This is a genomic window from Acidobacterium capsulatum ATCC 51196 (assembly GCF_000022565.1).
Taxonomy (GTDB): Bacteria; Acidobacteriota; Terriglobia; order Terriglobales; family Acidobacteriaceae; genus Acidobacterium; species Acidobacterium capsulatum.
The window spans coordinates 2,463,305-2,476,765 of record NC_012483.1 but is presented as its reverse complement, the minus strand read 5'-3'; the positions used below and the strand labels follow the sequence as shown (position 1 = coordinate 2,476,765).

Genomic DNA, 13,461 nt, shown 5'->3' with positions numbered 1-13,461 from the left:
ATCGAATGTTGGCGGAGATTGCGTGGATTTCGCTGGGCGTTGCCTTTGCCTGTGCCCTGATCATTGCGCTGGATGAGGTGCGGCATCCGCAAAAGATGGGCGTGATGAATCTGGTGTGGCCCATCACCGCGCTCTACCTGAGCGTCTTTGCCCTCTGGGGTTATTTCAGCTTTGGCAGAAACAAGAGCGGCCACGGGCATCATCATGAGATGAGCCATCACAGCAGTTGGGAAGGAAATGACGATGATATGAAGATGGCACGCCGCGATCCAACCTGGCAACAAATTGCGATGGCGGCCAGCCATTGCGGAGCAGGCTGCACGTTAGCCGACGTGGTGTGCGACTTTGGCGTTTTCTTCGCCGGGCTCACGCTCTTTGGCAGCGACTTGCTGACCAAGTACATCATCGACTTCGGCGGTGCGTGGCTGCTGGGGATTGCCTTTCAGTACTTCTCCATTCAGCCGATGCGGCACTTGCCGGTGGGCCAGGCCCTGGCAGAGGCGATCAAGGCCGATACGCTCTCGATTGCAGCCTTTCAGGTAGGCATGTATGGCTGGATGGCACTCTCGTATTTTGTGTTTTTCCCCGCGCCGCATCTCACCCCGCTGCAACCGCAATATTGGCTCATGATGCAAATTGCGATGGTGTGCGGATTTTTGACGACGGCTCCCATGAACCGCTGGCTGGTGGGCAAGGGCATCAAGGAGGCCATGGGCTGAACGCGGGAACCGCAGGCTGGCGAATTCCGTAACAACAGGACGGAGATATACTCCTAGCGATAAGGAGCGCTGCATGCAAAACCGCATTCTGGGCACGACGATGCCCGCCATTGAGTTTCTTCTTGAACCGAACGAGGTCATCATCTCCGAGTCTGGCGAACTGTCGTGGATGACCGCGCCGATTCAGATGCGCACGCACACGCAGATGGGCGGCGGCGGCGGAATCTTTGGCGCCATCAAGCGCATGGCCGGCGGCGGATCGCTGTTCATGACCGAGTATCGCGCCATCGGCGCTCCAGGCGAGGTCGCCTTTGCCACCAAGGTGCCGGGACACATTGTCCCGGTGGAAGTAGGACAAGGCCGCGAGTTTTATATTCATCGCCATGGATTTTTGTGCGGGACTGAGCAGGTCACGCTGGGTGTTGGCTTTCAGCAGTCGCTCGGCGCGGGCATCTTCGGCGGCGACGGATTTCTACTGCAGAAGGTGGGCGGCAACGGCGTCGCGTGGCTCGAGCTTTCTGGCGAGGTGGTGGTGAAAGACCTGCGGCCGGGCGAGACGCTGCGGGTGCATCCGGGCCATGTGGGCGCGTTTGAGAACAGTGTGTCGTTCCAGATCACACGCGTGCCCGGCATCAAAAACATGATCTTCGGCGGCGACGGCATCTTTCTGGCGGCGCTCACCGGCCCTGGCCGTGTGTGGTTGCAGACGCTTCCGCTGGCAAATCTGGCGCATGCGTTGATGGAGTATCTGCCGCAGGGCGAGAATCGTCAGGTGGCGGAAGCCGGCGTGGTGGGCGGCATTGTGGGCTCGTTGCTCGACGGCATGCGGTAGAGGATTCTACCCGGGTCCGGACACACGGACCCGGGGCACCCAAAATGATAGTTTTCCGCCAGTTTTTATATGTAACTGTGTGACGTCTATTTCGGTTGACCCCTACTTCAAAATGCGATAGGGGAACGTGAACCGGCCAATCTGGATGAGCCGGTGCATTGACGGCGGCCAGATGCGGAAGGCCGTCACGCCGTGAATGGCGGGGTCGAGCACGGCTTTCACGTCGCCGGCAGGCTTGCCGCTGGCGGCTTCATAAATGCGAACCTGCAGCGCCTCATCCTGGCGCACGTAGCCGATCAGATAATTGCCCGGCGCCAGCTTCACGGGGTGGCTGGCCGAGCCGAGTTCCAGAGGCACCTGCGTCACAAAGTAGTGCGAGTATTTGCCGTCTGCCGAATAGCCGGCGGTGATGAGCACAACGCCGCCGATGAACTGGTCTTTGTTGTTGATGATGCCCGAAGCGGCGGGCATCTCTGTCTCAATGCGCTCGGTCACAACCGGCGCGCGGGCGGGCAGATAAGTTTGCAGCTCGCTGCGGCTTGCGGCGTGCCACGCGGCAGCCTCGGCCGGCGAGGACTGGGCGAAGGCGCGGGGCACAGCCCAGACGATTGCAGTGGGCAGCGCGAAGAGCGGGACACAAACAGCGAAGACGAGCAAGGGACGAAGAATTCGCATCAAGCCTCTTTTGAGCACTACTCCAGATGCACGAGGCCGCGTTGCAGCGCCGTGGTGGCTGCCTGCGTGCGGTCGCTCACGCCCAGCTTGCTGAGCAGGTTGTTGATGTGGGTTTTCACGGTGGCCTCAGAGATGTGCAGATCGGCCGCGATTTCGCGGTTGCTGCGGCCCTGCACGATGAGGCGCAGCACATCGAGTTCGCGGGCGGTCAGTTCAGAGCCGCTCATGCGTTCGGCGAGTCGCTCGGCCACCACCGTGGGAATGCGTGATTTGCCCGCATGCACCGAGCGGATGGCGGCGGTAAGGTCGTCCGCGTCCATGCCCTTGAGCAGGTAGCCTCGGGCACCTGCCTGCAGGGCACGATAGATATCCTCATCGCCGTCAAAAGTGGTGAGCACCACGATGCGAGCGCCCGGAGATTCCTCCCGAATGCGCGTGATGGCCTCGACGCCATTCATCCGCGGCAGTCGCAGGTCCATGATGGTGATGTCGGGCTGATGCTCACGATGCAGCGCGATGGCCTCGACGCCGTCGCCGGCCTCGGCAATGACTTCAAAGCCGGGCAACGTGTTCAGCAGCGCGACCAGCCCCTGGCGGACGATGTGATGGTCATCCACCACAAGAATGCGGATGGTTGCGGTGTGGGTAGTGTCGTCCATCATTTTTCTCCTCCGTCCCTTTTCAAAGGCAGCGTCAGATGTACCTCGGTGCCTTCGCCGGGGCGGCTCTCGATGGTCAGCTTGCCTCCGATGCGTTCGGCGCGCTCGTGCATCCCCGTGATGCCATAGTGCCCGGGACGCGCGGCAGGCGGTGCGCCGGAGAATCCTCTGCCATTATCCCGCACGGAGAGCTCAATTTGTCGCTCATGAAAGCTGAGACGCAGGGCAATCGATGCGGTTTCGGAGTGGCGAACAGCGTTGACGATCGCTTCCTGCGCGATGCGCGTCAGCTCGGTTTCCACTTCCGGAGTCAGCGGGCGATAGGCTCCATTCACCTCTAGCTGCGCCTTGATATTTGCGGGCGCGCAAAGATGATCGGCCAGTTTGCGCAGGCGCGTGGCGAGATCTTCCTGCTCGCTGCTCTGCGAGCGCAGGTCCCAGATGGAGGTGCGGGCGTCCTGCAGGCTGCTGCGTGCAAGCGAACGAGCGGTGTCGAGGGCGTGACGCGCGCCTTCGGTGGCGTTGGGCAGCAGGCGCGAAACCACCTCAAGCTGCACCGAGACTGCCGCGAAGCCCTGGGCCAGCGTGTCGTGAATTTCGCGTGCGATGCGGGTGCGCTCGCGCAATACGGCCTGAAACTCTGAGCGCACACGGCGCACGCGGCGGCGATATTCAAGGTAGATCAGCAAGGCCACGCCGAGCACCAGCAACAGGCGGAACCACCATGTCTGGTAAACCTGCGGCTCCACGGTGATCGCGACCACTGCAGCGTTCTGCGACCAGAGGCCGTCCTGATTTGAGGCCAGCACGCGAAAGGTGTAACGCCCGGGCGGCAGGTTGGTGTAGTAGGCGGTGCGCTGGTTTCCGGCGTTGATCCAGCGGGGGTCAAAGCCGCTGAGCTGATAGCGGTAGCGCACCTTTTGCGGCGCGGCAAAGCTGAGGCCCGCATAGTGGAAGGCCACGCGCGTGCGGCCCGGCGGCACGCGCAGATGCGCAGCGAGCGGCACAGGTGCATCATCGATGCGCACACTCTCGAGCGCGACCAGCGGCGGCACGCGATCCATGGCCATGTGCGCGGGATTCACCGTGGCCAGCCCCTTGAGAGTTGCGAACCAGAGCGTTCCATTTGCCGCGCGCCACGCTGCCGGATGTCCGCCGCTGCTGCACTCGCTGATGCCCATGCCGTCTGACGCGCCAAATGTGGCGATCGGCAGGTTGCGAATCTGGTGCGCGGCGAAGCGGTTGAGTGCTTCCTCGCTGACGCGATCAATGCCATGCGTCGAGCTGAGCCACAGGTAGCCGCGCGTGTCGCCAAGAATGCCGTAGATGCTTTCGGGCAGACCCGTGGCTTTGGACGAGATGCTGGTGAAATGGCCGTTCTGGTAGCGGTCGAGGCCGCCGCCCTTGGTGGCGATCCAGAGCGTGCCCTGCGCATCCTGATAAAGCGCGGTGACAATGTTGCTGGAGAGGCCATCGGCGGTTGTGAAGTTCTGGAATTTTCCGTTGCGCAGCCGGGAGAGACCGCCCAGCGTGGCAACCCACAGGGCATGGTCGCGGCGGTCTTCAAGCATGGCGCCGATCAGGTTGCCGCCGAGGCCGTCCAGATCGGTATACGTGGTGAATTGTCCGCCGGAGTACCGCGTGAGTCCCCGGCGGGTGCCGATCCAGAGCGTCCCCAGTGCATCGACGAAGAGCGAGCGCACAAAATCATCAGGCAGGCCATCGGCCGTGGTGAAAATGCGCACGTGATGGTTACGAATCTCATCCAGCCCATCGGGAGTGCCTGCCCATAGGGTGCCGTCGCGGCCCGGCGCAAGCGCCATGACGATGTTGCTGGAAAGTCCCTGCGCGGTGGTGAGCGTGGTGAAGTGACCGTCACTGTCGCCGCTGAGCCCGGCTCCGTTGGTGCCTGCCCAAAGGGTGCCATGAGTGTCCTGCGTGACCGAGAGCACATAATTGCCGGCCAGGCCATCGCGAACCGTGAGGCTGGAGAAGGCCAGACTGCGCAGCACGCCGAGTCCATTGGATTCAAAGCCGAGCCACAGATCGCCCTCGCGGTCTTCATAAGCTGAGAGCACGATGTTGCCGGCCACTTCGCTGCGGCTCGGCAGCGATTCCATCAGGCCGTTGGCAAAGCGCGCCAGGCCGCGATTGGTGCCGATCCACAGCGCGCCTTCACGATCATGAAAGAGAAAATTGATCTGGCCCGAGGGCAGGCCATCTTTTATTCCGTAACGGCGGGCGTGATGGTGGCCCACGAGGAAGAGGCCTTCATCCGTGCCGACCCACATGTTGTCTGGCGAAGTTGTCGAAGGCGCGAGCGCGGAGACAAAAAAAGGACCGGACAGACCCAACACGTGCAGCGTGCTGCAGTCTTTTGCCGTGCATACTTCTACGCCCGTGGGGGTGCCAGCCCAGAGTGTGTGCCCGGGGCCGGGCGCCATCGCCTGCACCGGGACACGCGCGCCCACCACCACGAAATGGCTGGACCCGGCTGCGGCGCGCAGCAGGCCCTCGCTGCTGCTCACCCAGAGCGCGCCATCCGGCGTTTGCAGCATGCTGCTGGCCTCGGTGAGCGTGGCCTCGGTGGCCAGCATGAAGCGGCCCCCGGTGAAGCGCTCAATGCCGGAAGCTGTCAGCGCCCAGATGTCTCCGGCGCGGTCCTGAAAGGTGGCATAGGTCTCGCCGGTGGGCCAGGAGTGAAAGTGCCCATTGCGCTCGCGGGCGACGCCGGCTGCCGTGCTGATCCAGAGTGTGTCTGAGAGCGAGCCGTCTCGGCTCTGCATGAGGTGATAGATGAGGTCGCTCGGCAAGCCCTTATTCTTCCGGCTGGTGAAGGCGGTGAACTGCTCGCCGTCAAAGCGCACCAGTCCTCCTTCAGTGGCAGCCCATAGAAAGCCGTCACGCGTCTGCAAAATCGAATGGACAGTGTTTTGCGGCAATCCGCTCTCGGTCTGCCAGACCTGCGCGCCATCCTGCCGCAGCGGCACGCGCGGGTCGAGCGCGCGAGCGGCACAGGCGCTCAGCGTGAGGGCAAGCGCAAACAAAAGGCGGCGCAGATGCAGCGAAGAATTCATGCGGGGCAATGCTCTCGCCATGGTACACAGCCGAGGCTGCGGCGCTCTGCATGAAGCCTTGGCCGCGCGACACATTTTGCGCAAACTGCGCCACTGAAAGCACATGGACGCGATTCACACAGGGGCTTCCACATTTGCACAAGCACCACAATATTTAGCGTTTGACTCACCCAGATGTGCCTGATACGGTGGTTTTACTTCGCGGTGCCGGATCGAGAAATCCGGCTGAAAAGGGAATCCGGTGCAATTCCGGAACTGCCCCGCAGCGGTAAGCAGGAACGAAAGCTCCAAGGGTAAGCACTGGCCCGGGCATGGGCTGGGAAGCGGGAGCAAATAGGCAGCCTGCGAGTCCGAAGACCTGCCACGAAGACATTCGCGGAATCTCCGAGGGGAGAGGATGTGGCAGTGGTGTCATGTGCCTGCAGCACGGGCATGCGCTGTCTCTTCCTTCTTTTGTCGTGTGGAGATGAAGGAGAGCAGTAATGGCGACCACCCACCCCAGCGTATCGGGCACTCTGCCCGGTTTCCCGGCCAAGGAAGAAATTCCGGTAATGCACGTTCGCAAGCGCAACGGCGAGCTTGAGCCCGTGGACGTGAACAAGATTGTGCGTGCCGTGCAGCGATGCAGCGCCGGGCTGTCGCAGGTGGACGCCATTCGCGTGGCCAGCAAGACGATTGGCGGCCTCTATGACGGAGCCACGACGCGCGAATTGGATGCCATCTCGATTGATACGGCGGCCTCACTGATCGCCGAGGAGCCGCAGTACTCCAAGCTCGCGGCACGGCTGCTGCTGGGCACGATTTTGAAAGAGGTCGCCGGGCAGAACCTGCACTCGTTCTCGCAGTCTATTGAATATGCGCATCAGGAAGGCGTGGTGAATGCGGCGACGGCTGAGTTTGTGCGTACCCATGCTCGCAAGCTGAATTACGCGATTGATGAGCAGCTCTCTGACCGCTTTGAGTTCTTTGGCCTGCGCACGGTCTATGACCGGTATCTGCTGCGCGACCCGCTCTCGCGCAAGGTGATTGAGACGCCGCAGTACTTCTTTTTGCGTGTGGCCTGCGGGCTCGCGGGCACGCCGCATGAGGCCATCGAGTTCTACCGGTTGATCGCCTCGCATGACTATATGCCGAGTTCGCCGACGCTGTTCAACTCCGGCACCAAGCATCCGCAGATGTCGTCCTGCTATCTGCATGATTCGCCGTCTGACTCGCTCGAATCGATCTACGACACTTACAAAGACGTGGCGCTGCTGTCGAAGTTCTCCGGTGGCATCGGGCTGGCCTTTCACCGCGTGCGCTCCGAGGGGTCGCTGATTCGTGCCACCAACGGCTTGTCGAATGGCATTGTGCCGTGGCTGCGCACGCTCGACAGTTCCGTGGCCGCAGTCAACCAGGGCGGCAAGCGCAAGGGTGCATGCTGCGTCTATCTGGAGCCGTGGCACGCCGACGTGGAGCAGTTTCTCGAACTGCGCGAGAACACGGGGGATCTTTCGCGCCGCACCTACAATCTGAATCTCGCGAACTGGATTCCCGACCTTTTCATGCGGCGTGTGGAAGAAGACGGCATGTGGTCGCTGTTTGATCCCAAGGTGGTGCCACAGTTGCCCGATCTGTATGGCGTGGAGTTTGACGCGGCCTATGAAAAGGCCGAGGCCGAGCAGCTCTACGCCCGCCAGATCAAGGCGCGCGACCTGTATGCGCGCATGATGCGCAGCCTGGCCGAGACGGGCAACGGCTGGATGACCTTCAAGGACGCCTGCAACCTGAAGTGCAACCAGACCGGCAAACCGGGCAATGTGGTGCATCTCTCCAACCTCTGTACCGAGATCACTGAAGTGACCTCACGCGACGAGACGGCGGTGTGCAACCTCGGCTCCATCAACCTGGCGCGGCACGTGGCCAATGGCGCTTTTGACTTTGAGAAGCTGGCCGAGACGGTGCGCGTGGCCGTGCCGATGCTCGATCGCGTCATCGACATCAACTACTACCCCGTGCATCAGGCAGCGAGCGCAAATTCACGCTGGCGGCCCGTGGGCCTTGGGTTGATGGGCCTGCAGGACGTGTTCTTCCAGTTGCGGATGCCATTTGATTCGCCTGAAGCACAGCAGCTTTCCACGCACATTCAGGAGGAGATCTACTATCACGCGCTCGCGGCCTCCTGCGAACTGGCCGAGAAGCAGGGTGCACATCCTGCCTTTGCGGAAACGCGTCTGGCGGCCGGACAACTGCAGTTTGATCTGTGGGGTGTGAAGCCGGCGGATGAAGCGCGCTGGAACACGCTGCGCGCGCGCATCCAGCAGCATGGCGTGCGCAACTCGCTGCTGATCGCCATTGCGCCGACAGCGACGATTGCCTCCATCGTGGGCTGCTACGAGTGCACGGAGCCGCAGGTGTCGAACCTCTTCAAGCGCGAGACCCTCTCGGGCGAGTTCCTGCAGGTCAACCGCTATCTGGTTACAGACCTGAAGGAGCGCGGCCTGTGGAACGAGGAACTGCGCATGCGCCTGAAGCTGGGCGAGGGTTCGGTGCAGGCCATCGATGGAATTCCCGACGACCTGAAGCAGATTTACCGCACCGTCTGGGAGCTGCCGATGCGCGCCATCATCGATCTGGCCCGCGAACGCAGCCCCTTCATTGACCAGAGCCAGTCGCTGAATCTCTTTGCCGAGTCGCCGAATATCGGCCGCCTCAGCTCGATGTATATGTATGCGTGGAAGAGCGGCCTGAAGACGACCTACTATCTGCGTTCACGTCCGGCGACCCGCATTGCGAAGACGACGGTGGCCAGCGCCAAGAATGCCACAGCCGCCGTAGCGTGTTCTCTTGAAAATCCAGGCTCCTGCGAAGCCTGCCAGTAAAAGGAGTTGGTGATGTCCTCTGTACAAGCGCCAGAAGCGATTCTCGATCCGGGCCTCTGCCTGACACTGCGGCCAATGCGGTATCCGGTGTTCTACGACATGTTCCGCGATGGCATCAAGAACACCTGGACGGTCGAGGAAGTGGATTTTCAGACCGATCTGGTGGACCTGAAGCAGCGGTTGAGCCCGGCCGAAGTGCACCTGATTCAGCGGCTGGTGGCATTTTTTGCCACGGGCGACTCGATTGTTTCGAACAATCTGGTGCTGAATCTCTATAAGCACATCAATTCGCCTGAGGCCCGGCTTTACCTGTCGCGGCAGTTGTATGAAGAGGCCGTGCACGTGCAGTTTTATCTCACGCTGCTCGACAACTATGTGCCTGACCCGGAAGCGCGCGCGGCAGCCTTTGCGGCGGTCGAAAATATTCCTTCCATTTCAAAGAAGGCTGACTTCTGCATGAAATGGATGGACTCGATTCAGCAACTCGACGAGTTGAAGACGCGCGAGCACCGCAGGCAGTTCCTGCTCAACCTGATCTGCTTCGCGGCCTGCATTGAAGGGCTCTTCTTCTTTGCGGCGTTCGCTTATGTCTACTTTCTGCGCTCCAAGGGTCTGCTGCATGGGCTGGCGTCGGGCACCAACTGGGTATTTCGCGACGAAAGCTGCCATCTGGAGTTTGCCTTTGAAGTCGTGAACGTGGTCCGCAGCCAGGAACCCGACCTGTGGGACGCGCAACTGGAGGCCGACATTGTCGAGATGCTGCATGAGGCCGTCGATGCCGAGACGCAATTTGCTGAGGATCTGCTGAGTGGTGGAGTCGCTGGGCTTTCCGTCCGTGACATGCGCCAGTATCTCGGCTATGTGGCGGACTCGCGCCTGCAACGGCTGGGCATTGCGCCGGCCTTTGGCGTGAAGAATCCTTTCTCCTTCATGGAACTGCAAGATGTGCAGGAGCTAACCAACTTCTTTGAGCGCCGCGTCTCGGCCTATCAGACCGCTGTGGCGGGAGAAGTCGCCTTTCACGAAGATTTCTAAGAAGATTTTCGGGCAGCCTTCAAAACACCATCCAGAGGCTCGTGCTGTTGGTAACCTGGCGGCACGAGCCTCGCTGCTTTTACCCGGCTTATGCAGTTCTCCGTCATCCACGCCGCGCCTTCGCATGTGTTACGCTGAGGCGCATTTAGTTTGCTGTGAGTGAATGGAATGGAACAGGAATGGCACCCACTGACGGCCGGGGAGGTGCTGGAGCGCACCTTTCAGATATATCGGGCGCAGTTTCGTTTATTCGCTTCTTGTGCGGTGGTCGCGGCCGTCGTGTGTACGGCAGAGGCCGCATGGCGGGAGTTCGGCACCCATCGATGGTCCGCTGAGTTTTCCGCTCCGGGACCAGCCGCCGTTTGGCAGGGAGCCTGCTCGCTATTGGATGTATACGTGGCGCTGCTGGCGTATGCGCTTCCCTTGGCTGCAATGACCTTTGCAACGGCCGCGCTGCTGCGGGGCAAGCACATCGGAATGGCAACCTCATACCTGCAGGTATGGCCCCGCGCATTTTGTTATCTGCGTCTGAGTGCCGTGGCGGCGTTGGGAATGACGTGGCCGCTTCTGGCGCTGCTCGTGGCCTTTGCGGCGTGGCAGGCCTGGGCCATGCCCGGCGCGGTCTCGTGGCCATGGCTGCTTCTGGAGTATCTGATTGCCATTCCAGCCTGTATCTGGCTGTTGTGCCGCTATGCCCTGTGCATGACGGTCTGCGTGGTCGAGAAGCAGGGGATTGCGGCTTCCATGCGGCGCAGTGTTCGCCTCTCTGAAGGGCTTCGGCTCAAGATATTCCTGCTCGTGCTGCTGGTCTATGTGCTGAGCATGGTGTTTCGCTTTGCTGCTTCAGTGCCGGTACTTGAAGCTTTTCCGCATCTGCCCGGGCATCTGCCGCTTGCGGCCAGGGTATATGAACTGGTCACTGGATTTGTCCTGACCCTGTTGAGCGTACCCATTTACGGGATCGGCTTGATGATGATTTACATGGACGCCCGCATTCGCAAAGACGGCTCGGTCTGGCAATGAGCGCTCCCGCACGTTGTTGTCTCGTGGTCCGAGGGCTCTATCCGGGCACAGAGTAGGATGGGTTTTTAGTCGAAAGCAGGCGCCCCAGCCAACTCTGTGAATAATTCTTAATAGCTTTTGCTCGCTCGATTCGCTTTAATAGTTAATCGATTGACTGGCGGTTCCTGCCACGGCCGGAATCGCAACCAAGATCACGGGACCACCCGGTAAGAAGATGTTGTTTGCTTCTCATGTCGCAAGCCGCAGCAGACTTCTGCGTGGACCCGAACTCACTTGAGGGGAAGATGCAGAACCGTATGCTCGCTCTTAAAAAAAGTTTATGGCAGGCCCTGGCTGTCACGGTGGCGTTGCCGCTGATGATTTCCAGCGCCCTTGGCCAGGCTCCGTCGCCAAAGCCGACGGGTCCCTGGATGAATCCATCGCTCTCGGCCAGCCAGCGCGCCGATCTGGCGCTCAAGCAGATGACGCTCGATGAAAAGCTGGCGCTGCTGCACGGCAACGGTATGGCCGGTGTGCCCAACTGGCAGATGCCGCTCACGCGCTTTGCCAACGGTGGCGCCGGGTATGTGCCGGGCGTGCCGCGGCTCGGCATTCCTCCCATCGTGATGTCAGACGCGGCGTATGGCGTGCGGGGCAGCGGCGCGAATGGCCGTTACTCGACGGCGCTGCCTTCTGATCTCGGTCTGGCCGCGAGCTGGGACCCTCAACTGGCCTGCCAGTATGGCGGCGTGATCGGCAGCGAGCTGCGCGCGCAGGGCTATGATATGACGCTCGGCGGCGGCGTCGATCTGACGCGCGATCCGCGCGACGGACGCGACTTTGAGTATGCAGGCGAAGATCCGCTGCTGGCTGGCACCATGGTCGGCCACCTGATGAAGTGCGAACAGGCCCAGCACGTGATTGGCGACATCAAGCACTATGCCATGAACGATCAGGAGACGGGCCGCAACATCGTCAACGCGATCATCTCGAAGAAGGGCATGCAGGAAAGCGATCTGCTCGCCTTCCATATCGCCATTGGTATTGCGCACCCCGGCGCGGTTATGTGCTCATACAACCGCGTCAATGGCGACTTTGCCTGCGAAAACAAATATCTGCTGCGCGACACCCTCAAGGATGCATGGGACTTCAAGGGCTTTGTGTTGTCAGATTGGGGTGGCACGCACAGCACGGTCAAGGCCATCAAGGCCGGTCTCGACAACGAAGAGCCCATGGATACCTACTTCGGCGCCAAGCTCAAGCAGGCAGTCGAAGATGGCCAGGTTTCCATGGCTGAGATCAATGACAGCGCGCGCCGCGTGCTCTATGCCGAGTTTGTCTCCGGCGTCGTCGATCATCCGATTCAAAAGAGCGTCGTGAACGTTATGAAGGGCTTCCACGTCGCGCAGAAGGTGGAAGAGAAGAGCATCGTTCTGCTCAAGAATGACAACCACATTCTGCCGCTGAACAGCGCGCATGTACATAAGATTGCGCTCATCGGCGGTCACGCCGATATCGCCATGCTCTCCGGCGGCGGTTCCGCGCAGGTTGACCCTCCGGGCGGCAACGCCATTGCTCCTCCAGGACGCCGCTTCACCTACTGGCAGGCGCATATCTGGTTCCCGACCTCGCCCCTGAAGGCTCTGCGCAAGGCCATGCCGGGCACGCAGATCAACTATGATCCTGGCACCGATCTGGCTTCGGCGGCGAAACTGGCCAGCAGCGCCGATGTGGCGATTGTCTTTGCTCACCAGTGGGAGTCCGAGGGCATGGACCTGCCGAACCTCTCGCTGCCGGGCAATCAGAATGAGCTCATCGAGCGCGTGGCGGCGGCCAATCCCCACACCATTGTGGTGCTCGAAAATGGAAGCGCCGTCACCATGCCGTGGATCAGCAAGGTACAGGGCGTAGTGGATGCCTGGTACGCCGGCAGCAGCGGTCAGCGGGCTCTGGCAGCCGTGCTGGTGGGCAACGTGAACCCCTCGGCGAAGCTGGCGATTACCTTCCCGCTCAATGAGCAGGAGCTTCCCCGTCCGGTCATTGCTCCGTTGCCGGCCCGAGACAAGGGGCAGGGTACGGGCGCGGTAAATGGCAAGACAGACGTTGCCTCCACCTACTCGGTGAACTACTTTGAGGGCGCGAAGGTGGGCTACAAGTGGTATCAGGCCGAGCACAAGCCGGTGCTGTTCCCCTTTGGCTTTGGCCTTTCCTACACCACCTATGCCTACTCGGGGCTCAAGCTGGAGAACAGCGGCAGCCAGCCGGTCGCCACCTTCACCGTGAAGAACACGGGCGACCGCGCGGGCACCGAAATTGCCCAGGTCTACGCATCGCTGCCCGCAGCAGCCGGCGAGCACTATCGCCGCCTGGTGGGTTGGGACCGCGTGAGCCTCGAACCCGGACAGTCCAAGACCGTCAGCGTCACGATTCCTGAGCAGATGCTCAAGGTCTACGACGTGCAGAAGTCTGGCTGGAAACTGCTGCCCGGCACCTACCGTGTCTACGCCGGACCTTCGTCCGCGGCGACGCCCTTGCATGCCACGGTGGACCTGCACTGAGCCGGTTCATCCTCAACACTCCACCCCGATGCCGCTTCTCTCA

9 protein-coding genes and 1 riboswitch are annotated in these 13,461 nt (G+C 61.3%); of the genes, 6 read left to right on the top strand and 3 right to left on the bottom strand.

What is annotated here, in order from left to right; translation table 11 throughout:
* The first annotated feature begins 5 nt into the window (after positions 1-5).
* Together ACP_RS10095 and ACP_RS10090 are read left to right on the top strand one after the other, a co-directional pair.
* A complete protein-coding gene (locus ACP_RS10095) occupies positions 6-719 on the top strand; it encodes a DUF4396 domain-containing protein (protein ID WP_015897215.1) in 714 nt (237 codons plus the stop codon).
* 73 nt (positions 720-792) lie between these two features.
* A complete protein-coding gene (locus ACP_RS10090) occupies positions 793-1,551 on the top strand; it encodes an AIM24 family protein (protein ID WP_015897214.1) in 759 nt (252 codons plus the stop codon).
* 102 nt (positions 1,552-1,653) lie between these two features.
* On the opposite strand, the gene ACP_RS10085 is transcribed toward ACP_RS10090, so the two are convergent.
* Genes ACP_RS10085 through ACP_RS10075 form a run of 3 tightly spaced genes read right to left on the bottom strand, consistent with a single transcriptional unit; the run spans position 1,654 to position 5,962 of the window.
* The gene (locus ACP_RS10085; protein WP_015897213.1) at positions 1,654-2,226 is read right to left on the bottom strand and encodes a hypothetical protein; all 573 of its coding nucleotides are present in this window, start codon (positions 2,224-2,226) and stop codon (positions 1,654-1,656) included.
* 17 nt (positions 2,227-2,243) lie between these two features.
* Positions 2,244-2,885, bottom strand: coding sequence for a response regulator (locus tag ACP_RS10080; RefSeq protein ID WP_015897212.1), 642 nt, complete (start codon positions 2,883-2,885; stop codon positions 2,244-2,246).
* Complete coding sequence (locus ACP_RS10075; RefSeq protein WP_015897211.1) at positions 2,885-5,962, bottom strand: sensor histidine kinase; 3,078 nt, start codon at positions 5,960-5,962, stop codon at positions 2,885-2,887. Before ACP_RS10075 ends, ACP_RS10080 begins: the two co-directional genes overlap by 1 nt.
* A 185-nt stretch (positions 5,963-6,147) precedes the next feature.
* Positions 6,148-6,342, top strand: a riboswitch (cobalamin riboswitch).
* A 102-nt stretch (positions 6,343-6,444) separates the two neighbouring features.
* Between ACP_RS10075 and ACP_RS10070 the strand changes: the two genes are divergently transcribed.
* The 4 genes from ACP_RS10070 to ACP_RS10055 all read left to right on the top strand — a co-directional run bounded on the left by ACP_RS10070 (position 6,445) and on the right by ACP_RS10055 (position 13,418).
* A complete protein-coding gene (locus ACP_RS10070; protein WP_015897210.1) occupies positions 6,445-8,823 on the top strand; it encodes a ribonucleoside-diphosphate reductase subunit alpha in 2,379 nt (792 codons plus the stop codon).
* Positions 8,824-8,835: 12 nt separating this feature from the next.
* Positions 8,836-9,858 carry a ribonucleotide-diphosphate reductase subunit beta gene (locus ACP_RS10065; RefSeq protein WP_015897209.1) on the top strand — a complete coding sequence of 341 codons (1,023 nt, stop codon included), beginning with the start codon at positions 8,836-8,838 and terminating at the stop codon, positions 9,856-9,858.
* A gap of 168 nt (positions 9,859-10,026) precedes the next feature.
* Complete coding sequence (locus ACP_RS10060) at positions 10,027-10,881, top strand: hypothetical protein (protein ID WP_015897208.1); 855 nt, start codon at positions 10,027-10,029, stop codon at positions 10,879-10,881.
* 230 nt (positions 10,882-11,111) lie between these two features.
* On the top strand, positions 11,112-13,418 hold the full coding sequence (locus ACP_RS10055; RefSeq protein WP_238525527.1) for a glycoside hydrolase family 3 protein: 2,307 nt from the start codon (positions 11,112-11,114) through the stop codon (positions 13,416-13,418).
* Positions 13,419-13,461: the final 43 nt, after the last annotated feature.